At 71.8% G+C, this 22,994-nt stretch carries 22 protein-coding genes; 11 read left to right on the top strand and 11 right to left on the bottom strand.

Annotated elements, in window-relative coordinates:
• Positions 1-4 precede the first annotated feature (4 nt).
• The 7 genes from ABD830_RS05545 (at position 5) to ABD830_RS05575 (ending at position 7,571) form a co-directional block, all read left to right on the top strand.
• Positions 5-865, top strand: coding sequence for an FAD binding domain-containing protein (locus tag ABD830_RS05545; RefSeq protein WP_344985269.1), 861 nt, complete (start codon positions 5-7; stop codon positions 863-865).
• A complete protein-coding gene (locus ABD830_RS05550) occupies positions 865-1,338 on the top strand; it encodes a (2Fe-2S)-binding protein (protein ID WP_344987636.1) in 474 nt (157 codons plus the stop codon). Before ABD830_RS05545 ends, ABD830_RS05550 begins: the two co-directional genes overlap by 1 nt.
• On the top strand, positions 1,335-2,723 hold the full coding sequence (locus tag ABD830_RS05555; RefSeq protein ID WP_344985270.1) for an 8-oxoguanine deaminase: 1,389 nt from the start codon (positions 1,335-1,337) through the stop codon (positions 2,721-2,723). The genes ABD830_RS05550 and ABD830_RS05555 overlap by 4 nt, the downstream gene beginning before the upstream one ends.
• A 418-nt stretch (positions 2,724-3,141) precedes the next feature.
• The gene (locus ABD830_RS05560; RefSeq protein WP_344985271.1) at positions 3,142-4,368 is read left to right on the top strand and encodes a glycerate kinase; all 1,227 of its coding nucleotides are present in this window, start codon (positions 3,142-3,144) and stop codon (positions 4,366-4,368) included.
• A complete protein-coding gene (gene allB, locus ABD830_RS05565) occupies positions 4,369-5,673 on the top strand; it encodes an allantoinase AllB (protein ID WP_344985272.1) in 1,305 nt (434 codons plus the stop codon).
• Positions 5,674-6,627, top strand: coding sequence for an allantoicase (alc, locus tag ABD830_RS05570; RefSeq protein ID WP_344985273.1), 954 nt, complete (start codon positions 5,674-5,676; stop codon positions 6,625-6,627). It begins immediately after the preceding gene.
• Between the two features lie 104 nt (positions 6,628-6,731).
• A complete protein-coding gene (locus tag ABD830_RS05575) occupies positions 6,732-7,571 on the top strand; it encodes a deoxyribonuclease IV (protein WP_344985274.1) in 840 nt (279 codons plus the stop codon).
• Positions 7,572-7,947: 376 nt separating this feature from the next.
• Here the strand turns inward: ABD830_RS05575 and ABD830_RS05580 are convergent, their stop codons facing one another.
• From ABD830_RS05580 to ABD830_RS05600, 5 genes are all read right to left on the bottom strand, one after another.
• Positions 7,948-9,438: a sodium:solute symporter family transporter gene (locus ABD830_RS05580; protein ID WP_344985275.1), complete on the bottom strand. Its 1,491-nt coding sequence runs from the start codon at positions 9,436-9,438 to the stop codon at positions 7,948-7,950.
• A gap of 40 nt (positions 9,439-9,478) precedes the next feature.
• Positions 9,479-9,754 carry a hypothetical protein gene (locus ABD830_RS05585; protein ID WP_344985276.1) on the bottom strand — a complete coding sequence of 92 codons (276 nt, stop codon included), beginning with the start codon at positions 9,752-9,754 and terminating at the stop codon, positions 9,479-9,481.
• A gap of 40 nt (positions 9,755-9,794) precedes the next feature.
• Positions 9,795-10,535 carry a LytR/AlgR family response regulator transcription factor gene (locus ABD830_RS05590; RefSeq protein WP_344985277.1) on the bottom strand — a complete coding sequence of 247 codons (741 nt, stop codon included), beginning with the start codon at positions 10,533-10,535 and terminating at the stop codon, positions 9,795-9,797.
• Positions 10,536-10,601: 66 nt separating this feature from the next.
• A complete protein-coding gene (locus ABD830_RS05595; RefSeq protein WP_344985278.1) occupies positions 10,602-11,747 on the bottom strand; it encodes a sensor histidine kinase in 1,146 nt (381 codons plus the stop codon).
• 54 nt (positions 11,748-11,801) lie between these two features.
• Complete coding sequence (locus ABD830_RS05600; protein WP_344985279.1) at positions 11,802-12,413, bottom strand: sulfite oxidase-like oxidoreductase; 612 nt, start codon at positions 12,411-12,413, stop codon at positions 11,802-11,804.
• 151 nt (positions 12,414-12,564) lie between these two features.
• Between ABD830_RS05600 and ABD830_RS05605 the strand changes: the two genes are divergently transcribed.
• Positions 12,565-12,852, top strand: coding sequence for a YiaA/YiaB family inner membrane protein (locus ABD830_RS05605; protein WP_344985280.1), 288 nt, complete (start codon positions 12,565-12,567; stop codon positions 12,850-12,852).
• A 12-nt stretch (positions 12,853-12,864) separates the two neighbouring features.
• Here the strand turns inward: ABD830_RS05605 and thiI are convergent, their stop codons facing one another.
• The 3 genes from thiI to macS form a co-directional block, all read right to left on the bottom strand.
• Positions 12,865-14,064 (bottom strand): tRNA uracil 4-sulfurtransferase ThiI, encoded by a 1,200-nt coding sequence (thiI, locus tag ABD830_RS05610; protein ID WP_344985281.1) that lies wholly within the window; start codon positions 14,062-14,064, stop codon positions 12,865-12,867.
• Positions 14,065-14,127: 63 nt separating this feature from the next.
• Positions 14,128-14,769 carry a response regulator gene (locus ABD830_RS05615; RefSeq protein WP_344985282.1) on the bottom strand — a complete coding sequence of 214 codons (642 nt, stop codon included), beginning with the start codon at positions 14,767-14,769 and terminating at the stop codon, positions 14,128-14,130.
• A 125-nt stretch (positions 14,770-14,894) separates the two neighbouring features.
• Positions 14,895-15,992 carry a MacS family sensor histidine kinase gene (gene macS, locus ABD830_RS05620; RefSeq protein WP_344985284.1) on the bottom strand — a complete coding sequence of 366 codons (1,098 nt, stop codon included), beginning with the start codon at positions 15,990-15,992 and terminating at the stop codon, positions 14,895-14,897.
• A 112-nt stretch (positions 15,993-16,104) separates the two neighbouring features.
• On the opposite strand from macS, the gene ABD830_RS05625 reads away from it, so the two are divergent.
• On the top strand, positions 16,105-16,974 hold the full coding sequence (locus tag ABD830_RS05625; protein WP_344985286.1) for an MHYT domain-containing protein: 870 nt from the start codon (positions 16,105-16,107) through the stop codon (positions 16,972-16,974).
• Positions 16,975-17,037: 63 nt separating this feature from the next.
• Positions 17,038-17,853, top strand: a complete 816-nt coding sequence (locus ABD830_RS05630) for an MHYT domain-containing protein (RefSeq protein ID WP_344985288.1) — start codon at positions 17,038-17,040, stop codon at positions 17,851-17,853.
• A 126-nt stretch (positions 17,854-17,979) separates the two neighbouring features.
• On the opposite strand, the gene ABD830_RS05635 is transcribed toward ABD830_RS05630, so the two are convergent.
• Positions 17,980-19,005, bottom strand: coding sequence for a 6-phosphofructokinase (locus ABD830_RS05635; RefSeq protein ID WP_344985290.1), 1,026 nt, complete (start codon positions 19,003-19,005; stop codon positions 17,980-17,982).
• Between the two features lie 122 nt (positions 19,006-19,127).
• On the opposite strand from ABD830_RS05635, the gene glpK reads away from it, so the two are divergent.
• Entirely contained in the window at positions 19,128-20,600 is a 1,473-nt protein-coding gene (glpK, locus tag ABD830_RS05640) for a glycerol kinase GlpK (protein ID WP_344985292.1), read from the top strand.
• Here the strand turns inward: glpK and ABD830_RS05645 are convergent.
• Together ABD830_RS05645 and ABD830_RS05650 are read right to left on the bottom strand one after the other, a co-directional pair.
• Positions 20,590-21,945 (bottom strand): N,N-dimethylformamidase beta subunit family domain-containing protein, encoded by a 1,356-nt coding sequence (locus ABD830_RS05645; RefSeq protein ID WP_344985293.1) that lies wholly within the window; start codon positions 21,943-21,945, stop codon positions 20,590-20,592. The genes glpK and ABD830_RS05645 overlap by 11 nt on opposite strands.
• Positions 21,946-21,998: 53 nt before the next feature.
• Positions 21,999-22,904, bottom strand: a complete 906-nt coding sequence (locus ABD830_RS05650; protein WP_344985295.1) for a lactonase family protein — start codon at positions 22,902-22,904, stop codon at positions 21,999-22,001.
• Positions 22,905-22,994 lie beyond the last annotated feature (90 nt).

Below are 22,994 nucleotides of genomic sequence, written 5' to 3' on the forward strand. Positions count from 1 at the left end.
GGACATGGACTTCTTGCGGCCCACGACGTGGGCGGAGGCGCTGGCCGCCAAGGCGGACCGGCCCGACGCGGTGCCCATCCAGGGCGGCACCGACGTCATGGTCGAGATCAACATGGACGTCCGCAGGCCGGCGGCGCTGCTCGACCTCAACCGGGTGGCGGAGCTGCGGGAACGGTCCCTGGTGGACGGCGTGTGGCGGGTCGGGGCGGCGGTGCCGTACACGACGGTCATCGAGGAGCTGGGCGGGCCGCTGCCGGGGCTGGCGCAGGCGGCGCGCACGGTCGGCTCGCCGCAGATCCGCAACCGCGGATCCGTCGGCGGGAACCTCGGCGCGGCCTCCCCCGCGGGCGACAGCCACCCGCCGCTGCTGGCCGCGGACGCCGTGGTCGAGGTGGAGTCGCACGGGCGCGGCGTCAGGATGATCCCGGCCGCCGAGTTCTACCTGGGGGTCAAGCGCAACGCGCTGGAGCCGGACGAGCTGATCAGGGCCGTGCACGTCAGACCCGCGACCGGGCCCCAGTACTTCTCCAAGGTAGGCACGCGCAACGCCATGGTGATCGCGGTGTGCTCGTTCGCGGTCGCGCTGCACCCGCTCGAACGGCGGGTCGGCACGGGGATCGGGTCCGCCGCTCCCACGCCGCGCCGGGCGCTCGAGGCCGAGGAGCTGCTGGCCCGCGAGCTCGACTGGGCCGCGCCGCTCGATCCGGCGCTGGCCAGGCGGTTCGGGGAGCTGTGCGCGGCCGCCGCCGCGCCCATCGACGACGTGCGCGGCACCGCCGCCTACCGCGTGCACGCCGTCGGCGTGATGGCCCGCCGCACGCTCACATGGGCCTGGAACGACCACATGGGAAGGAGGGCGGCGTGATGCGCGTCACCTTCACCGTCAACGGCCGCCAGGAGAGCACGGACGACGTCTGGGAGGGCGAGAGCCTCCTGTACGTGCTGCGCGAGCGCATGGGGCTGCCCGGCTCCAAGAACGCCTGCGAACAGGGCGAGTGCGGCTCCTGCACGGTCTATCTCGACGGCGTGCCGGTCTGCTCCTGCCTGGTCGCCGCCGGGCAGGCCGAAGGGCGGCAGGTGCGTACCGTCGAAGGGCTCGCCGAGGGCGACCGGCTCGATCCGGTGCAGGAGGCGTTCGTGGAGTGCGGGGCCGTGCAGTGCGGGTTCTGCACGCCGGGGCTGGTCGTGCAGGCGCACGACCTGATCGAGCGGGTGGGGCTGCCGTCCGACGCGGAGATCAGGGAGGCGCTCGCCGGCAACCTGTGCCGGTGCACGGGCTACGAGAAGATCATCGACGCGGTACGGCTGGCCGCGTCGCGGAAGGCGGCCGCCGAGTGAGCCTGCTCATCGAGAACGTGTCCATCGCGCCGGTCATCGGCCCCGAGATCAAATCCGGATATATCAGGATCGAGGGGGACCTGATCGCCGAGCTGGGCGCCGGGCCCGCCCCCGACACGCCGGGCGCGACCAGGATCGACGGCACCGGCTGCCTGGCCACCCCCGGCCTGGTCAACACCCACCACCACCTGTACCAGTGGGCCTCGCAGGGCCTGGCGCAGGACGCCACCCTGTTCGAGTGGCTGGTGGCGCTCTACCAGGTGTGGGCCGCCATGGACGCCGAGGTGGTCAAGGGCGCGGCCTCGGCCGGGCTGGGCTGGCTGGCGCTGTCGGGCTGCACCACCTCCAGCGACCACCACTACGTCTTCCCCAAGGGCAGGGGCGACCTGCTCGCGGCCGAGATCGAGGCCGCGCGCGAGGTCGGCATCCGCTTCCACCCCGCCCGCGGCTCCATGGACAGGGGCGAGTCGCAGGGCGGGCTGCCGCCGGACGTCGTGGTCGAGGAGCTGGACGAGATCCTGGCCGCCACGTCGGAGGCCGTGGACGCCTACCACGACCCGTCGTTCTCCTCGATGCTACGGATCGCGGTCGCGCCGTGCTCGCCGTTCTCGGCCAGCGCCGAGCTGATGACCGAGTCCGCCGCCCTGGCCAGGGCCAAGGGCGTGCGCCTGCACACGCACATCGCCGAGACCCTGGACGAGGACGAGCACTGCGTGGCGGAGTTCGGGCTGCGCCCCGTGGACTACATGGAGAAGCTGGGCTGGCTGGGGCCCGACGTGTGGTTCGCGCACTCCGTGCACCTGAGCGACGCCGACATCGGCAAGCTCGCCGCCACCGGCACGGGCTCCGCGCACTGCCCCTCGTCGAACGGCCGGCTCGGCAGCGGGATCGCCCGCGTGTCCGAGATGCTGCGCAGCGGCGCGAACGTGGGCCTCGGCGTGGACGGCAGCGCCTCCTCCGAGCTGACGTCGCTGGCCGGGGAGATGCGTCAGACCCTGCTCTTCCAGCGCGCCAGGTACGGCCCCGACGCGCTCACGGCCAGGCAGGCCCTCGAGATCGCCACGCTGGGCGGTGCGCGCAACCTCGGCCGCGACGGCGAACTCGGCTCGCTCGAACCCGGCAAGCTGGCCGACCTCGCCCTGTGGCGCGTGGACGGCCCCTTCACCTCGGCGGTGGCCGACCCGGTCTGCGCGCTGGTCTTCGGGCCGCCGCCGCCCCTGGCCCGGGTGCTGGTGGGCGGGCGCACCGTGGTCGAGGACGGCGAGCTGCGGACCGTCTCCCAGGACGCCGCCGGGCGCGCGGGCGCGGCGGCGCACCGGCGGCTGATGCGGCTGGCCGAGGAGCGCGGCTTCACCGCCTCGAAAGAGGTCCACGGGGGCGACTAGGGTTGGAATGTCCAAGAACAAGCAGGAAAGGGCGGTCCCGTGTCGGAGGAACTCCCAGACGAGCGGAATGGCGTCTGGTACGTTCATCGCGTCAGGTACCGCCGGACGGGCGGGAACAGAGCCGGAAGGCTTGAAAGCCTGTGGAGACCCGATAAGACCATTTCGGTGGCTCAGGTCGATGAAGCAGGAAGCCGCAGAAGTGCTGCATGCGCGGTACAGGCTGAATCTTCGCCATGCCGAAGAGCGCGTCAATCGCTGGAGGAGTTCATCCGCCCGGTCGCCTGAGCCGCGACCGGGCCGGGACCGCCCGGAACCTCGTCCTCGACCACCATGTGATGATGAGTCACGCCTTCCTGCCCGCTCGCACCGGGCAGGAAGGCGTGTCAGGACATTGTTCACCATCGTGTAGGGGTTCGTAGTGGTTCAGCAGGTTCTGGTCGCCCCCGACAAGTTCAAGGGGTCGCTGACGGCGGCCGAGGTGGCATCGCGCGTGTCGGCCGGGCTGGGCGTGCCCACGGTGGAGCTGCCGGTGGCCGATGGAGGCGACGGCACCGTGGACGCGGCCGTGGCCGGCGGGTTCGGCCGGGTCACGATCGAGGTGACCGGGCCCACCGGAGAGCGGATTCCCGCCTCGTACGCCTGGCAGGACGCCGACGCGACGGCGGTGGTGGAGCTGGCGGAGGCGTCGGGGCTGCGCCGCCTGCCCGGCGGGCACGAGCCGCTGACCGCCACCAGCCACGGCACCGGCGAGCTGATCGCGGACGCCGTGCGCCGGGGCGCCAAGCGGGTGGTCCTGGGCCTGGGCGGCAGCGCGTGCACCGACGGGGGCGCGGGCCTGGCGCAGGCCCTGGGCGCGCGCCTGCTGGACGCCGACGGGAACGACCTGCCCCGGGGCGGGGCCGCGCTGAAGGACCTGGCCCGCATTGACCTGTCGGATTTTGCGGATGTTTCCGGCATCGAGTTCGTGGTGGCGAGCGATGTGGACAACCCGCTTCTCGGTCCCCACGGCGCCGCCGCCGTCTACGGACCCCAGAAGGGCGCCACTCCCGAGGACGTCAGGACGCTGGAGGCCGCTCTGACCCGGCTGGCGGCCGTGGCTACCGCCACGCACGGGCTGATGGGGGCGCCGGAGCGCAGGAGCTCGCGACGAGAGAGCGAGGGACGAGCCAACGAGGAGCGAAGCGGGCGCGACCATAAGCACGAGCACGACGACACGCCCCGGGCGATGGGCGTGGCCGGGGCGCCGGGAGCGGGGGCGGCCGGCGGGGTGGGGTTCGCCGCGCTGGCGTTCCTGCACGCCGAGATCCGGCCCGGCATCGGCTACCTGCTCGACCTGCTCGGGTTCGGCGAGCTGGTCAAGGACGCGCGGCTGGTGATCACGGGTGAGGGGTCACTGGACGAGCAGTCCCTGCGCGGCAAGGCGCCCGTCGGCGTGGCGCAGGCCGCGGCCAGGGCGGGCGTCCCCGTGGTGGCCGTCTGCGGCCGCCGTACGCTCACCGACGACCAGTTGCGGGCCGCGGGCATCGAGGCCGCCTACGCCCTCACGGACCTGGAGCCCGACCCCGACCGCTGCATGGCCGAGGCCGGGCCGCTGCTGGAGCGCCTCGCCGCCCGGCTGGCCGCCGTTCACCTCCAAGAGGAATAGATGATCGATCTGGTGATCCGATCCCGCAGGACCGTCACCCCGGAGGGCGAGCGGGCGGCGGCGGTGGCCGTACGGGGCGAGAAGATCGCGGGCCTGTACGACTACGCCGCGCCGCTCGAGGCCGCCGCGGACGTCGACCTGCGCGACCTCGCGCTCCTGCCCGGCCTGGTCGACACGCACGTGCACGTCAACGAGCCGGGTCGGACGCACTGGGAGGGGTTCGACTCGGCGACCAGGGCGGCGGGCGCCGGAGGCGTCACCACGATCCTCGACATGCCGCTCAACTCGCTCCCGCCCACCGTGAACGCGGCCGCCCTCGAGGCCAAGCTGCGCGCCGCGCAGGGGCAGTGCCACGTGGACGTCGGCTTCTGGGGCGGGGCGGTGCCGGGGAACGTCAAGGACCTCGCGCCGCTCCGCGAGCGCGGCGTCTACGGCTTCAAGTGCTTCATGTCGCCGTCCGGTGTGGACGAGTTCCCGCCGCTGAGCGCGGACGAGCTGCGGGAGGCGCTGTCCGAGGTGGCCGGGATCGGCGGGGTCATGGTGGTGCACGCCGAGGACCCGGAGCTGCTCGGGGAGCCGGGCGGGCCGACGTACCGGGAGTTCCTGGAGTCGCGGCCCGGCGAGTCGGAGCGCAGCGCCGTCGCGCGGGTCGTGCGGCTGGCCGGGGAGACCGGCGCCCGCGTGCACATCCTGCATGTCTCCAGCGCCTCCTGCCTGGAGGTGCTGGAACGGGCCCAGGAGCAGGGCGTGGCGGTCACGGCGGAGACGTGCCCCCACTACCTGACGCTTGCGGCCGAGCAGGTCCCCGAGGGGGAGACCGCGTACAAGTGCTGCCCGCCGATCCGTTCCGAGGCCAACCGGGACCTGCTGTGGGACGGGCTGGCCAGGGGCGTGCTGAGCTGCGTCGTGTCCGACCACTCGCCGTCGCCCGCCGATCTCAAGGTGCCCGACTTCGCCGCCGCGTGGGGCGGCATCGCCTCGCTCCAGCTCGGCCTGCCCGCGATCTGGACGGAGGCCTCGAGGAGGGGGTACGGGCTGGGGGACGTGGCCCGCTGGATGTCCGCCAATCCGGCCTCGATGGCCGAAATTTCTGGGAAGGGCGGGATCAAGGTCGGCAATGATGCCGATCTGGTGGCGTTCGATCCCGTGGCCGACAGCCCCGTGGACGCCGCGCTCCTCCACCACAAGAACCCGGTCACCCCGTACCACGGCCGCGTGCTCAAGGGCGCCGTGCTGACCACCTGGCTGCGCGGCCGCCCGGTGGACGGCGTCCCGCACGGCCGATTCCTGTTGGGAGAGCGCTAGATGCCACCCTTCGTCACCCTGCCGGACCTCGCCCTGCGCACCCTCGGCGGGTCGGTCGTGGCGGCCAGCGACGAGTCGTTCGCCGAGAAGGAGAGCCTGATCAGGCCGGGACGTCCGGGCTTCCAGGCGGAGACGTTCGGGAGCAAGGGGCAGGTGTACGACGGGTGGGAGACCCGCCGCCGCCGCTCGCCCGGCCACGACTGGGCGCTGGTGCGGCTGGGGATCCCCGGCGTGATCCGTGGCGTGGTGATCGACACGGCGTGGTTCAAGGGCAACTATCCGCCGTACGCCTCCGTCGAGGCGGCCGCGGTCGAGGGCCATCCGTCACCCGCCGAGCTGGCGGTCGCCTCCTGGGTGGAGATCGTCCCCCGGGCCGAGCTCAAGGGGGATGTCGAGCACGCTTTCGCCGTCACCGACTCGCGCCGCTTCACCCATGTACGGCTGAACATCTTCCCCGACGGCGGCGTCGCCCGCCTCCGGGTGCACGGGGAGGCGCGTCCGGATCTGTCGGTGTACGAGGGGCTCGGCCTCGATCTGGCCGCGCTGGCCAACGGCGGCCTGGTCACCGCCTGCTCGAACGAGTTCTACTCCTCGCCCAACAACGTCCTCGCGCCTGGCCTGGCCCGCCACCAGGCGGAGGGCTGGGAGACCGCCCGCCGCCGCGACGGGGGCAACGACTGGCTGGTCATCCGGCTCGCGGGCCCCGGCATGATCAGGCTGGCGGAGATCGACACCACGAACCTGCTGTTCAACGCGCCGGGCGCGGTCTCACTCACCGGCCTCGTCGACGGCGAACGCGAGGTCGGGCTCCTCCCGAGCACCCCTCTCCAGCCTGACACCCCGCACCGCTTCCGCCTCCATCACGCGGATCCGGTCACGCACGTGCGGGTGGACATCCATCCGGACGGCGGACTGGCCCGCGTCCGCCTCCACGGCCACCTGGTCACTCCCTGACCGGCACGGCGGTAGTCTGACAGTCACCGACTGTGACGGCGGGAGCGTGCGGCCTGAGCCGCCGCTCAGTCCGCAGCGGCGGCCCGCCTAGACTGAGAGCCATCATGACCCCAACATCCCTGATCGGCGGGCACGTGCTCGTCGCGGGCGGCCTGGCGACGGGCGGCCTCACGTACATGGCCGAGATCGGCGCCGAGATGATCCAGGTGTTCGTCACCAACCCCCGCAGCTGGGCGCTCAACGACGGCAAGCCCGACGAGGACGCCAAGCTGGCGGAGTCAGGCGTCGACACGTTCGTCCACGTGCCCTACCTCGCCAACTTCGGCTCGCCCAGCCCCGAGACGCTGGCCAACTCCATCGCGATCGTCCGCCACACGCTGCGGCGCGGGGCCGAGATCGGCGCCAAGGGGGTCGTGCTGCACACGGGCTCCGCGGTCACGCAGTCCCGTGACGACGCGCTGCGCCAGGTGCGGGAGACGCTGCTGCCGCTGCTGGACGAGATCCCCGAGGGCGGGCCCGACCTGCTGCTCGAGCCGATGGCGGGCCAAGGCGCCATGCTGTGCGCGACGGTCCAGGACCTCGAGCCCTACCTGGCGACGCTCGACTGGCACCCGCGCGCCGGCGTCTGCCTCGACACGTGCCACGCGTTCGCCGCCGGTCACGACCTCGCGGCGGAGGGCGGGGTGAAGGAGACGTTCGACGCCCTGCACAGCATCGCCCCCGGCCGGCTCAAGCTGATCCACGCCAACGACTCGAAGGACGTGTGCGGGGCCAAGAAGGACCGGCACGAGAACATCGGGGCCGGGCACATCGGCGCCCAGCCGTTCGCCGAGCTCATGCGGCACCCGGCCATGGCGGGGGTGCCGGTCTGCATCGAGACGCCGGGCAAGGCGCCCAAGCACGCCGAGGACATCGCGCTGCTGAAGAAGCTCCGCGACAGCTGACCGGGACCCCGGCGGGGCGCCGTCGCGACAGCGCCGTCGCGACAGCGCCATCGCGACAGGGGCGCCTGCTCGCGCGATCCGGCCGCCCCCGAAGGGCCGTATCGCGGGGCCGGCTGAGGGCCTCAGCAGGCGCCCCTTCACGGGACCGGCTTGGCGGGCCCTACCCCCGATGAGGGCCCGGCAGCCGTGGTGACCAGCGCGGTCACCGGTGAAGCCGGCGCATCAGGCCTGTCATGAGCCCCCCGGCTCGTCCCCCCCGATGCGCCGGGGATGGCTATCTGATGCCGAAACACTACGGTCGCGATCTTGCGGACGATACCCTGTTCACCGGCAGCTCGTTGAACGGTGCGTAGTCAGCGACATACGGAGCGTGTGCTTACGGTGAGCGGCTGCTGGGGTGCGACGAGCGGTAGGCCGGTGGGCCCGCGAGATGCTCGGGCAGATGCATCTTGGCCATCATCCGCCCCACCCCGCGCGGCACCCGGCCGGGGGTGACCAGGGAAATCAGCACCATCGCGGCAAACGCGACCGGCACGGCGACCGGCGCGGGGTTGGCGGACAGCACGCCTGTTTTCACGCCCGCCCGTTCGCCGAGCACGAGCACCGCCGTCAGTCCCCCGCCGAGCGCGAACCCGGCCGCCACTCCGGCGTCCGTCAGCCGGCGCCACCAGATCCCCAGCACCAGCAGCGGGCAGAACGTGGCCGCCGAGAGGCTGAAGCCGACCAGGACGAGCGCCACCGACGACTGCGGGGTGCTGACGGCCGTCAGGACGAGCGAGGCCAGCAGCACCAGGCCCACGGCGGTGCGGAAGGAGCTCACGCCGGCCCGGGTCAGGCACGTCGACACCGCGCCGCCGACCGCCACGAGAACGCCGCCCGTGGTGGCCAGGAAGGCCGCGAACGCCCCGGCGGCCAGCACGCCCGTGAGCGCGTCCCCCAGCGTCCCTGGAGCCAGCCTGGAGGGCAGCAGCAGCACGATCTCGTCCGGTGCCGCACCGCTCACATGTACGTGCCCCAGGAGCCCGTACAGCGGCGGCACGACGCAGAACACCGCCAGCATGGCCTGCGTCGCCACGATCGACCGCCTGGCCCCGTGGCCGTCGCTGTTGGTGTAGACGCGGACGATCACGTGCGGCAGCCCCATGGTGCCGAGCGCGCAGGCCAGCAGCACGGTCAGCACCCCGGGCAGCGACGTGTCGCCCGCTCCCGCCGGCCCGGCCGCACCGGCCCCGTAGGCCGCCTCGAACCCGGTGAGGGGCCGCCCGTCCCCCATCCACCAGCACACCACCCCCACGCCCACGAACGCGACCAGCTTCAGCCAGAACTGCGAGGCCTGCACGCTCGTCAAACTCCCCTGCCCGCCCGCGAACGCCACGACCAGCGCCGCCGCCGCGACGGCTGCCCAGCCCAGCCACGGCGGCAGCCCGGTCAGCAGGCGCACCACGACGCCGGCCGCGTGGAGCTGCGCGACCATGAACGCCAGCCCGATGACCAGCACGAAGCAGGTGGTGAAGCGGCGCAGCCCGGCCGACCCGAGCCGCCACTCGGCGAAGTCGGGCAGCGTGTACGTCCCGGAGCGCCGCAGGGGGGCGACGACCAGGGCGAGGATGACGACGAACCCGGCGGTGGCCCCCACCGGGTACCACACCATCGGCCCGCCACGGGTGGCGATGAGCCCGGCCGCACCCAGGCAGGCCGCGGCCGAGGTGAACTCGGACGAGATCGCGGCGCCGTTCCACCAGGGCGGGACCGCCCTGGCCGCCACATAGAAGTCGGAGACGCCGCTCGAGCGGCGAGGTCGCGCGGCGCCCACCATGACGCCCAGAACCAGCACGAAGGCGATCCCGGTCAGCACCGCGACGGTCATCTCGCCGCCGGATTCAGCAACCGCCCCAGCGGCAGCACGCTCATCTCTCCAGCCGCTCCGCCCGTCTCAGCTGCAGAACGGCCAGCCCGACCCAGATGCCCTGCAGGGCCAGCGAGAGCGCCACCCAGGCCCCGGGTCCCGGCACCCACACGGCGATCACCGGGACGCCCGCCAGCAGTCCCGCGACGGCGCCCACGGTCAGCAGCGCCTGTCGCAACTGCCGCCCCACGATCGCCGTCACATCGGGCACGTCTCCGTCGCCGTCGGACCGCTCGCGGGGCCGCCCGGCCCCGCCCGGCCCGCGCGACACGATCATCCGCCGCTCCACCGTCACCGGACCACACTCCCGCGAGCCGTCACGAGATCACGCCCCGGTGCTGGCGTACGAGCTGGTCGCGTACCTGCCGGCTGTGCCGCCTGCTGACCTGCAGCGTCTCGGTGCCGACGGTGAGCGTCACCCGGCCGCCCTCGAACCTGAGCTCGCTGACGTGCCGCCCGGAGACCAGCGTGCTGCGGTGGATGCGGATGAACCCGGCATCCGACCAGCGCCGCTCCAGCGCGGCCAGCGACATGCGCACGAGGTAGCTCCCGTCCACGGTGTGCAGCCGCACGTAGTCGCCCTTGGCCTCGGCGTACCAGACCGCCTGCTGCGGCACGAAACGGGTGCGCCCGCCCAGCTCCACCGGGATCACCTCGTCCTGGACCGGCTCGGGGCCGGACAGCGCGGCCGCCTCCAGCCTGCGCACGGCCTCCGCCAGGCGCTCGGCCCTGACCGGCTTGAGCAGGTAGTCGACCGCCTCCAGCTCGAACGCCTGGACCGCGCACTCCTCGTGCGCGGTCACGAACACCAGCCTCGGCGGGCTGGGGAACCCACCGACCAGCCTGGCCAGATCGAGCCCGTCGAGCCCGGGCATCCGGATGTCCAGGAAGATCCCGTCGAGCCGCTCGCCACTGCCGATCATCTGCACCATGTCCTGCAGCGCCGTGACGCCGTCGGAGGCGGTCGCGACGTGCTCGATCCTGTCGTCCTGGCGCAACAGGTAGGCCAGCTCCTCCAGAGCGGGCACCTCGTCGTCGACGGCCAGAACTCTCAGCATGTCATCCACGCTGCCGTATGAAAGCAAAGGTCACAAGCGACACGCCAGCAGAGAGTAATGATTTGGCTACAATGAGCTAAGCCGAGTTTTAGGCACCCGCAGCCTGACTTTCGTGCCCGCGCCCAGCGCCGTCTCCACGACGAGCCCGTAGCCGTCGCCGTAGATCTGGCGCATCCTCATATCCACGTTCGCCAGCCCGATGCCGCTGCCCTCGCGGGCCGGGTCCTCGTCCAGCATCCGCCGCGCGCACTCCGGGTCCATCCCGGCGCCGTCGTCCTCGACCGTGATGTGCGCCTCGGGGCCCGCGTCGCGCACCACGACCCGCACCTCGCCGCTGCCGCCGCGGCCGCGCATGCCGTGCTTGATGGCGTTCTCGACGAGCGGCTGCAGGCACAGGAACGGCACGGGCACGGGCAGCACCTCGGGTGCCACCTGCATGCTGAAGCGGAGCTTGTCACCGAATCTGGCACGTTCCAGCAGCAGGTAGCGGTCGACGCACGTCAGCTCGTCGGCCAGGGTCGTGAAGTCGTGCGCCCTGCGCAGCGCGTACCGGGAGAAGTCGGCGAAGTCGAGCAGGAGCTCGCGGGCACGCTTGGGGTTCGTGCGGACGAACGAGGCGATCGTGGTGAGCGCGTTGTAGACGAAGTGCGGCGAGATCTGCGCCCGCAGCGCGCGCATCTCCGCCTCCAGGGCGCGCCGCCGCGAGGCGTCCAGCTCGGCCAGTTCGAGCTGGCCCGACACCCAGCGGGCGACCTCCGTGACGGTGCGCACGAGCCCGGCGCTCACCTCCTCGTCGAAGGCCGCCAGCGTCCCCACGACCGTGCCGTCCACCGTCAGCGGCACCACGACGCCCCCGGACGGCTCCCCCGGGAACACCTGCGCCCGGCCCGCCGCCAGCGCGGCGCGGGCGTAGGTGAGCACGTCGTCGGTGCACGCCCCCTCCCAGGCCAGCGCGGCCTCGGTCGAGGTGATCGCGACCGCCTTGGTGCCGAGCAGCGTGTGCAGGTGCCGTACGGCCTTGCGGGCGGAGTCACGGTTGAGCCCGCCGCGCAGGGCGGGGGCGGCCATCGCGGCGATGTGCAGCGTGGTGAACGTCGCCTCGTCCGACCTGCGGCCCTCCGGCAGCGCATGGCGGCGCCGCCGCGCGCGGGCGAGCCCGTAGCCGGCGACGAAGAACAGGGAGGACAGCGCCACGCACGCGGTGGTCAGCATGCGGGAAACCGTAGCCAAAACGGAGCGTGTCCGGGGGAAAACCGGGAGTGAAGTCTAAGGGGGCCCCTCGCCGGGTTCTTCCTGGTAGGAGTAGCGCTGTTCGCGCCACGGGTCGGCGACGTTGTGGTAGCCGCGCTCCTCCCAGAAACCCCGGCGATCTTCGAGGAGGTATTCGATGCCGCGCACCCATTTGACGCTCTTCCACGCGTACAGGTGGGGCACGACGATCCGCACCGGGAAGCCCCGGTCGGGGCTAAGCGGCTTCTCGTCGAGCTCCAGGGCGAACAGCGTGTCGGAGGCAGTGAAGTCGGACATGCGAAGGTTGGCGCTGTAGCCGTACTCGGCCCAGATCATCACGTGGCTCACCCCCGGGTCGGGTGGGGCGGCCTCCATGATCGTGGCGGGCGTGACGCCGCCCCACTCGTTGCCCATGAGGGAGAACTTGGTCACGCAGTGGAAGTCGGCGATGCGGGTCGTGCGGGGCAGCGCCTCGAAGTCGCCCCAGGTGAAGCTGTGCTCCGCACCGGACGCGGTGGCGCCGAAGACCTTGAAGTCCCAGGTCTCCGGCTTGAACCGGGGCACCCTTCCGTAGTGGATCACGGGTCGGCCGCGCGGCACGTACTGGCCTGGTGGCAGGCGCGACTCCTCCACGATCACTCCCCTCACCCGGCTCGCCCTCTTGGGCCATCCTGCCATCGGATCATCCGCGCCTCGCGGGCGGGTGCGGCCGGAGGGGGCCGCCGTCGGCACGTACTCATGAGTAACGTGAGTACGTGCCCCCATGCGGCGGCCGGTCGGCCGGTCGCACGATGTCCGTATGACGAAGCCCATTCAGCCCACGCAGACCACCGCGTTCTACGTCCAGGCGGTCCTGTCGTTCGCCGTCTCGCTGTCCTCCGTGGTGATCGCCCTGATCTACCTGCCCGTTCAGGGGTGGGTCAGGGCGTTCCTGGGGCTCGGCCTGCTGTACGTCGTCACCTCGACGGTCACGCTGTGCAAGGTCGTACGCGACCGTCAGGAGCTTTCCGAGGTCACCAACCGCGTGGACCAGGCGCGGCTGGACAAGCTGCTGGCCGAGCACGACCCGTTCAAGGTCAACACCTGAGACCGGCCGGGGTCAGTCCAGCGTGTACTCCTGGATCGAGTCGGCGAGCTGCACGCACAGCTCCTCGGCGTCGAGCCGCTTCTCGATCTGCTTCAGGTCCTCGATCTTGGCCCGCGTCTCCGCCCGCTTGGGCGCCAGCAGGGTGCAGCAGTCCTCGTCGGGCAGTTCGGAGATCTCCAGCGTGCCGATGCGCCGCGCCTCGGCCATGATCTCGGTCTTGTCCCAGCCCACCAGCGGGCGCAGGATCGGCATGTCCACCGCGTTGTCCTGGGCGGTGATGTTGGCCAGGGTCTGGGAGGAGACCTGGCCGAGCGCGTCACCGGTGATCAGCGCGGAGGCGTGGATGCGGTGGGCGACCTCCTCGGCCGTCTTGAGCATGAGCCGCCGCTGCGCGATCACCGCCAGGCGGTCCTGGCCCGAGGTGCGGATCGACTGCTGTGCCTTGCCGAACGGCACCACCCACAGCCGCGACCTGCCCTGGAACCTGTCGAGCTTCTTGACCAGCGCGTACGCCTTGTAGATCGACTCCGAGGTGGTGAACGGGATGCCGGAGAAGTGCAGGAAGTCGACGTGCAGGCCGCGCCGCATCATCCGGTACGCCGCCACGGGCGAGTCGATGCCGCCCGACATGAGCACCAGGGCCCGGCCGCTGCTGCCGACGGGCAGGCCGCCCTGACCGGGGATGCCGCCGGTGAAGACGAACACCTCGTCCCTGTCGACCTCGATGAACACCGTCAGCTCGGGGTTCTTCAGATCGACCGGGAGGCCGTACTCGTCGTTGATCGCGCCGCCCACGAGCCGGTCGAGCTCGTTGGAGCGCAGCGGGAAGCGCTTGTCGCGGCGGCGGGAGCGGACCGCGAAGCGGGCGCCCCGCTTGGCCTCCTCGCTCTCACCCACCAGCTCCAGGCCGGCCTTCAGCACGGCGTCGGGGTCCTTGGCGACCCGCCAGGCCCGGTGGATCCACACCAGTCCCGGCACGTCGGCGACCCGCTGGGCCACCGCCTCCGCCTGCTCGGCCGTGGCGCCCTGGGGCAGGAAGATCGCGATCACGCCGTGTCGCTTGCGCACGTCGAGCTTGAGGTCGAGGGACTGGAGCGCGTCGCGGATGTTGCTGATCAGGCGGCGTTCGAACAGCTCGCGGTTCTTGCCCTTGAGGACGATCTCGCCCAGCTTGAGCAGAACGCACGGCTCGCCCAGGGCAGACATCGTCATGGTGGAACCTCCGGGAAGACGGGGAATTGCGCGCGTTGATGCCAACGTCGCGACCCATTGAGTTTAGTCCGCGTCGAGCCCCTGCTCGATCGCATATCGCACCAGCTCCACTCGGTTGTGCAACTGGAGCTTACCCAGGGTGTTCTGGACGTGGTTCTGGACCGTGCGGTGGGAGAGCACGAGCCGTTCGGCGATCTGCTTGTACGTCAGGCCCTTGGCGACCAGCCTGAGCACCTCGGTCTCGCGCTCGGTCAACCGCGGCCCTTCGGCGGGCGCCGACTGCGCGGCCAGCCGCCGGTATTCGCCCAGCACGAGCCCGGCCAGCCCCGGCGTGAAGACGGCGTGGCCGTCGGCGGTACGGCGTACGGCGTCGAGGAACTCCTCCCGGCTGGCCGACTTCACCAGATATCCGGACGCGCCCGCCTTGACGGCATCGAGCACGTCCCCCTGCTCGGCGCTGGCGGACAGCACCAGCACGCGGGGCGGCGACTCCGCCGAAGCCAGCCTGGCGGCCACCTCCGGGCCTGACATGTCCGGCAACTGCAGGTCCAGCACCACGACATCCGGCCGCACCGCCGCGGCCGCCCGCACGGCCTGCCGCCCCTCCCCCACGGCGGCCACGACCTCGTAACCGGCCTCGGCGAGATCCCTGGCCACGCCGTCACGCCACATGGGATGGTCGTCCACCACCATCACCCGCACCATGCCGCAACTCTAACCGCGCCCCTCCTCCTTGCCCTGCCCCCTCGGCGGAACAACACGTGAGCAGCGGGTGGGCGGCGGCACCGAGGCCAGTGGGGGAGGTCACGTCACGAGATCACGTGAGGAGCTCAGGCGGGGAGGGTGATCTCGATCTCGGTGCCCTGACCCGGGACGCTGGCAATCGAGACCACGCCCCCCAACTCGGCCACGCGCCCCCGGATGGACCGGGAGACGCCCATGCGGCCGTCGGCCGCCGCCTCGTCCAGGCGTCCGTCCGGGATGCCGGGCCCGTCGTCCCTGATGCTGAGGGTCACCGTGCCCTCGCCGGACTCCGCCAGCACCCAGGCGCGGGCCCCCGGGCCGCAGTGGGCGCGGACGTTGTCCAGGGCCGCGCCGACCGCCGCGGCGGCCTCCCTGGCCACCGCCGCCGGCAGCACCAGCGGGGTCGCCGGGGTGGACACCGTGACCGAGGGCGAGCCGTACCGCAGCAGGAAGGTGCGCAGGTCCGTCGCCCCCGAGGCCGGCGGGCCGGCCGTGATGAGATCGCGCAGGGCGGCCTCCTGCTCGCCCGCCAGGCGCCCGAGCTCCGCCGCCTCGCCGCCGATCTGACGCCCGCGCCGCTGGACCCAGGCCAGCACCTGTAAGACCGAATCGTGGATGTCGCGGGCCAGCCGGTCGCGTTCGCGCTGGGCGGCCTCCATCTCGATGGCCCGCTGCATGCGTTCCTCGGCCTGCCTCGCCAGCCGGGCCACGTGGGCGACCAGGACGCCCGCCAGGAAGAGCAGGACGGCGCCGTTGATCAGGATGGGCGACTCGTGGGCGCGTACGCGCAGCCACAGGTCACCCGCGGCGACGACGGCCGCCGCCACCGCGCCCAGCCGCCTGCCCCCGTGCACCGCCCAGGCCAGCACGGGAGCGGCGATCCAGGTGGCGGGGACGGGCATGGTGCCCCGGACGCCCTGGGCGGCGCCTTCGACGTACGGGGAGGCCAGCAGGCACGCCATCGTCACCAGGAGGTCCATCGCCAGCAGCGGCCACCGGCGCAGCGACTCGGCCGCGTAGGCGAACGTCGCCCCCGCCGTCCACAGCGCCATCACGCCGATGACCAGCCAGCCCAGCACCGGGTGCTCGTAGCCGCGGTTCTGGGCCATCAGCACGGCCGCGTACACGAGGGAAGCGACGCGGAACACCGCGATCGCTCGCCAGAACGGCCCCTCGATAGCCATGAGCCCCTCTCACGTTCCCGACAGGGCAACTTGACAGATAGTCGTGGTATCCATGCGAATAGGACATTCCGGATGACACAATCCGGGGACCCCTAATTGCAAGGAACGATAGATGCCCACCGCTGTGAATCATTTCACCTACGGCCTGCTGACACCGCTGCTCGCCTACGTGATGTCGTGCATCGGGTCGATGCTCGGACTGCGGCTCACCGCACAGGCACACGCCTCCCGCGGCGGTTCCCGGGTGCGCTGGCTGCTCGGCGCGGCCATCTCGATCGGCGGCACCGGCATCTGGGTCATGCACTTCATCGCCATGATGGGCTTCCAGGTGGAGGGCACCCAGATCAAGTACGACGTGTGGCTCACCGCGGCCTCGGCGCTGGTGGCCATCGTGGTCGTGGGCACCGGGCTGTTCCTGGTCTCGTACGGCGGCGGCCGCGTCCTGGCGCTGCTCGGCGGCGGCCTGCTGACGGGTCTCGGCGTGGCCTCCATGCACTACCTGGGCATGTACGCGATGAACATGTCCGCCCACGTCTCCTACGACCGCCTCACCGTGGCCGCCTCCGTGGCCATCGCGGTGGTGGCCGCGACGGTGGCGCTCTGGTTCACGCTCCGGGTGAAGAAGACCATCTGGATCGCCGGCGCCGCCCTGGTCATGGGCGTGGCCGTGTCGGGTATGCACTACACCGGCATCTACGCGATGCGCGTCACGGTCGACGCCGAGCCCGGCCCGGTCTCCGGCGCCGACGCGCTCGACTTCCTGGTGCCCCTCATGACCGTGATCAGCCTGATCACGCTGACCATGCTGCTCATGGTGATCCTCTCGCCGTCGGAGGAGGAGATGCACGAGGACGCGGAGCTGGTGGCCAAGCTCGAGCTGCGCCGTCGCACCGCCCAACAGCAGCAGCAGCTCACCTACCCCGCCGCGCCGCCCGCGCCGATGCCCCAGCCGCGCCGGGCCACGCAGGCCCGCAGGAGGTAGTTGCGCGGGCGACAACCCTCTGTTCATACTCCCTTATCGGTGCGTAAGGGATGGGTGGGGGTCATGTCGCCGATCGACCATTTTTCTTTCGGGCTCTTAACGCCCGTGCTCGCGTACGTCATGTCCAGCGTGGGCTCCATGCTCGGACTGCTGCTGACCTCGAGAGCCCGCCTCACCGGCGGGCGCGAGGGCAAGTACTGGCTGGCGGGGGCGGCCCTGGCGATCGGCGGCACGGGCATCTGGACCATGCACTTCATCGCCATGCTGGGCTTCTCGGTGAACGGCTCGGTGATCCGCTACGACGTCCCGCTCACCGCCCTGTCCGCCTTGATCGCCGTCGTCTTCGTGGGGCTGGGGCTGTTCCTCGCCTCGCACGGCGGGGAGCGACTGGGGTTCCTGCTCGGCGGCGGCGTCCTGACCGGCGTCGGCGTGGCGAGCATGCACTACCTCGGCATGGCCGCGATGAACATGTCCGCCCACGTCTCCTACGACCCGGCGGTGGTCTCGCTCTCGGTCCTGATCGCGATCGGGGCGGCGACCGTGGCGCTCTGGTTCACCCTGCGGGTCAGAGGCGCGCTCAGGATCGGCGGCGCGGCCCTGGTCATGGGCGTGGCGGTCTCGGGGATGCACTACACGGGGATGTACTCGATGTCGGTGACCACGCACCCGGAGATGGTGCCCGTCCCCGGCGCCCGGGCCATCGACCTCCTCCTGCCGCTGATCGTCGGCATCAGCGTGATCACCGTGGGCCTGCTGCTCACCGTCATCCTGTCCCCCTCGGAGAAGGAGTTGCACAGCGAGGCGGCGTACAGGGCGCGGATGCGTGACAGCGACGAGGGCGCGCCGGAAGTGGATCTCTTCGGCACGCCCCGCGGTTGAGCTGTCTCCAGGTACGGCTTGCGACGCGTGGTGGGCCGCCTACTCGCCGCGGCGCAAGCCGTACCCTCGCAGCGGTGATCCCGCCGGTTCTGAAGGTACGGCCGCGCGCTTGCAAGCCGCTTTCAGCTAGCCGAAGAACACCTCGGCCTCGGCGTAACGCGAGGTGGGCACGGTCTTGAGCTCGGCCGTGGCCTCGTCGAGCCCGACGCGGACGATCTCGGTGCCGCGCAGTGCGACCATCTTGCCGTAGTCGCCCTCGTGGGCCGCGTCGATGGCCTGCAGCCCGAACCTGGTGGCCAGCACCCGGTCGTACGCCGTGGGGGTGCCGCCGCGCTGGATGTGCCCGAGCACTGTGGTGCGGGCCTCCTTGCCGGTGCGCTTCTCGATCTCCTTGGCCAGCATCTCGCCGATGCCGCCCAGCCTGACATGGCCGAACGCGTCGAGCTCGCCCGTCTGCAGCTCCATCTGGCCCTCGATCGGGTGGGCGCCCTCGGCGACCACGATGATCGGGGAGTAACGGGTGCGGAAGCGGGACTCGACGTATTCGCAGACCCGGTCGATGTCGAACGGCCGCTCCGGGATCAGGATGACGTTCGCGCCCCCCGCCATGCCCGCGTGCAGCGCGATCCAGCCCGCGTGGCGGCCCATGACCTCGCAGATGAGCGCCCTGTGGTGGGACTCCGCGGTGGTGTGGAGGCGGTCGATGGCCTCCGTCGCGATGTTGACGGCGGTGTCGAAGCCGAAGGTGTAGTCGGTGCCCGACAGGTCGTTGTCGATGGTCTTGGGCACGCCCACCACATTGACGTTGCGGTCGTACAGCTGCTTGGCCACGCCCAGCGTGTCTTCGCCCCCGATGGCGATCAAGGCGTCGACACTGGTGGCGGCGAGGTTCTCCTTGATTCGGTCAACCCCGCCCTCGATCTTTATCGGGTTGGTGCGGGAGGAGCCGAGTATGGTGCCGCCGCGTGGCAGGATGCCCCGCACGGCCTGGATGTCGAGCGGCATCGTGTCGCCTTCAAGCGGGCCGCGCCATCCGTCACGGAAGCCGACGAACTCATGACCGTAGACGCTCACCCCCTTACGCACGACAGCCCTGATCACAGCGTTGAGACCGGGGCAGTCGCCGCCCCCGGTGAGCACTCCGATACGCATGGCGGGTTCCTCCCGATGGGGGTCACCTTGATGTCAGACTCGCATTGTGCCCGCCGCCGCGGGCAGTGGTCTAGACCAAACGCACAGCTCCACGACATAAACATGGATTGCGAGGAGATTTCGTGAGTGTGTTGGCCATCGATGCCGGGACAACGGGGGTGACCGCGCTCGTTGTCACCGATAACGGGCAAATCGAGTCAATGGGCTACGAGGAGTTCAGGCAACATTTTCCCTCGCCAGGCTGGGTCGAACACAATCCCGAGGACATCTGGCAGGCCACGCTCTCCGCGTGCAGCGCGGCGCTGAGCCGCGCCTCCGGCTCGCCGGCCTGTGTCGGTCTCACCAACCAGCGCGAGACCGCCGTCCTGTGGGACCGGCGCACGCTGGCCGCCCCGTGCCGGGCCATCGTCTGGCAGGACCGGCGCACCGCCGAGATGTGCGGGCGGCTGCGCGACGCGGGCCACGAGGCGCGCGTGTCGGAGCTGACCGGGCTCCGGCTCGACCCATACTTCACGGCCTCCAAGCTCGCCTGGCTGGCCGAGCACGAAGAGGGCGTGTGGGAGGGCGTCGAGACCGGCAACGTCGCCGTCGGCACGGTCGACTCCTACCTCATCGCCAGGCTCACGGGGGGCGCGCGGCACGTGACCGACCCGTCCAACGCCTCCCGCACGCTCCTGTACGGCCTCGCGTCCGGCACCTGGGAGCCCGAGCTGTGCGAGCTGTTCGGGGTGCCCGAGCACGCGCTGCCCGAGATCGTGCCCAACTACGGGCCGATCGGCTTCACCGAGCCGTCGGCCTTCCTCGGGCTGGAGCTGCCGATCAGCGGGGTGGCCGGCGACCAGCAGGCCGCCCTGTTCGGGCAGACCTGCTTCGACGTGGGCGACGTGAAGTGCACCTACGGCACGGGGTCGTTCGTGCTGGCCAACCTGGGCGGTGAGATCGTCAGGTCCGAGGAGGGACTGCTGACCACCGTGGCCTGGCAGACGCCGTCGGGCGAGCGCACGTTCGCGCTGGAGGGGTCGATCTTCGTGACCGGGGCCGCCGTCCAGTGGCTGCGCGACGGGCTGGGGCTGATCGGCACGGCGTCGGAGTCGGAGGCCCTGGCGCGCACGGTGCCCGACAGCGGGGGCGTGGTGTTCGTACCGGCTCTGACGGGGCTGGGGGCGCCGCACTGGGATCCCCACGCGCGCGGGCTGATCACCGGCATCACGCGCGGCACCACGCGGGCCCACCTGGTCAGGGCCACGCTGGAGGCGATCGCGTTCGAGGTGCGGGACGTGGTCGAGGCGATGACCGGGGGCGCCGTGCCGGTGCTCAAGGCCGACGGCGGGGCCAGCACGAACGACCTGCTCATGCAGCTCCAGGCCGACCAGCTCGGCGCGGCGGTGGAGCGCCCGGCACTCCAGGAGACCACGGCGCTCGGAGCGGCCTTCCTGGCCGGGCTGGGCGCCGGGGTGTGGGGGTCGAAGTCCGACCTGCGCAAGACCTGGCAGCTCGAGCGGCGCTTCGTGCCCGGCGCCCGTGACGACGCCGCCTACGCGCGGTGGCGCGCGGCCGTCGAGCTGGCCTCCTACCACCCGTCGGTCACGGGCTGACGCCCGCGGGGCCCTTGGCGAAGCGTGTCAGGAGGTTGACCGTGGCACGGCGGGTGAAGGCGGCGGCGCGGTCGGGCACACCGTGCCCGCACCGGCGTCCGCGCATCGCGCACACCCAGCGCATCGTCCCCGACGCGAACACCCCCGCCCCGCTGGGCGCCACGTAGTAGGTGCTGTGGGAGACGGTCGCCCGCCCGCCGCAGGAGAACGGCGACTCCGCCAGCACCTGGACGTTCCCGGGCGACCCCGGCGACACCTTGTCGGCCTCCACGCCGACCATCCCGGGGAAGCTCTCGCCCTTGGTGCCGGCGAAGATCCAGTGGCCCGGCCGGGTCACCCGGTAGACGCCCTCGGCGGGGAAGCAGTCGTACATCTGCCCCACCAGCGCGCTCTCCGGCCGCGAGTCCCGCCACAGCGTGCAGAGCCGTTCCTTGTCGCAGGCGAGCGTCCTGCCGTGCATCGCGATCCGCCAGTAGACGGCGTTGGCGCCGAGGAAGGCCAGGTTCGTGCCGCTGTCCCTGGCCTTGGTGACGACGGCGCGCATGCCGGGCGACCAGTACTCGTCGTGCCCCAGGGACACCACGGCGCGGGCCCCGTCGAGCACGCCCGGCTTGAGGTCGAGGTCCGTCAGGTACGCCAGGGCCACGTGGCTCTGCTCGGCCACGGCCAGCGCGCCCTTCTCGAAGTCCAGGAAGAGCCGGGCCCCGTCGCGGTCGTACGGGCGGTCGAAGGTGACGGCGCGGGAGCGGCCGCCGAACCCGCCGGCGCCCTCGTAGAGGCTCCGGCCGCCCCACAGGTTGTACGCCTGCCAGGTCGTGACCCCGTTCAGGATCACCACGCGGCCGGCGGTGGAGGCCGAGCGCACGGTGATCGGGACGTAGCGCTGGGCCCCGGTGGAGGCGTCGAGCCTGATCAGGTACGCGCCCTCCGGCCAGCCCGCGGTGTCCACGCTGAGCGAGGGGCGCCAGTGCGCGGCGGAGACCGTGCCGACGGCCGGGCCGCCCACGACCCTCATGGGCGCCTGCCGCTCCCCTTTGACCTCGGGCGACTCCCAGATCTTGGCCGGGTTCGCGCCCATGCGGAAGGCGCTGGCGGAGAAGCGCGGCGCGGTCGTGGAGACCCGCAGGTGGAAGCGCTCGCCCGGCAGGACGCTCACCTGGTCGGCGTAGCCCTCGATCTCGTGCTCAGCGCCGCGCTCGGTGATGCGCCACGACTCCTGCACGTCCGTGGTGGCGGACGGGCTCGGGGTGCCCGGTTCGGGGGCCGGGGCGGCGGTGGGGGCGGGGGCCGGGGGCATTCCGCCGCACCCGGCCACGAGAAGGAGCAGGACGAGGACCTTTCGCACCCGCTCATGGTCGTGGCCGGACCACCCCGGTGGGCCGCGACTTGGCGAACTCCTTACATGATCAGCACGCAGGACGGGCGTTCGACCTCGTACCCCCGGGCGGAGGGCTGGGGCACGCCGTCCTTCAGCTCGAGGACGGTGACGGCGTTCGACTGCTGGTTGGCCACGTACATGGTGGTCCCGTCGATGGCGAAGTGCCGCGGCCAGTCGCCGCCCGACGACACCTCGGCCACGGGCGACAGGTCCGCGGCGCGCAGCACCGTGATCGTGTTGGGGCCGCGGTTGGCGACGTACACGAGATCGCCCTCGACCTGGAGGTGGGACGGGCAGTTCTCGACGTCCTCGCGGGAGGCGGGGACGACGGTGCGGCGCTCGCCGTCGATGAGGGTGACGGTGCCGTCGAGCTCGCCCGCCACGTACAGGCGGGATCCGATGAACGCGAAGTGGCGCGGCCCCGTGCCCGGGTTCATCGGGATCGGCTCCAAGGGGGTGCCGTCGTAGCGGTAGCGGCGGATCTCGTCGGTGCCGAGGTCGGAGACGTGCAGGATCTCGTCGTGGAAGACGGCCTGGTGGGCGTGCGGCCCCTCCTGGCGGTCCTTGTTCGGGCCCGAGCCCTTGTGGCGCAGCACGATCGGATCGCCCTCGAACGCGCCTCGGGAGTCGAGGCGGTAGATGACGGCCGTGCCGTCGCCGTAGTCGGTCGCCGCGAGCACGCTGCCCGTCGGGTCCACGGCGACGTGGCAGGGGCTGTCGCCCTCGCTCGGCCGCTCGTCCAGCGGGCTCAGGGTCTGCCCGGTCTGGTACGCGGTCAGCCAGCCGCGCTGGAGCTCGCCCGCCACGTACAGCACCGGCAGGGTGGGATGAGCGGCCAGGAACGACGGCGACGCGACGCGCGCGAGCAGCCCGCCGCCGAGCGCGCAGATGCCGGGGCCGTATCCGCCTACATAGACCTGCTTCACAGCCGGATCCTTCCATGGTTGACTAGAGCAATGAATTCATTGACAGAGGCAAGGGTCTCTGAGATCAGGGCCTTCAACCGGTTCTATACG

The sequence above is a fragment of the Nonomuraea helvata genome, assembly GCF_039535785.1.
In the GTDB taxonomy this organism is placed as follows: Bacteria; Actinomycetota; Actinomycetes; order Streptosporangiales; family Streptosporangiaceae; genus Nonomuraea; species Nonomuraea helvata.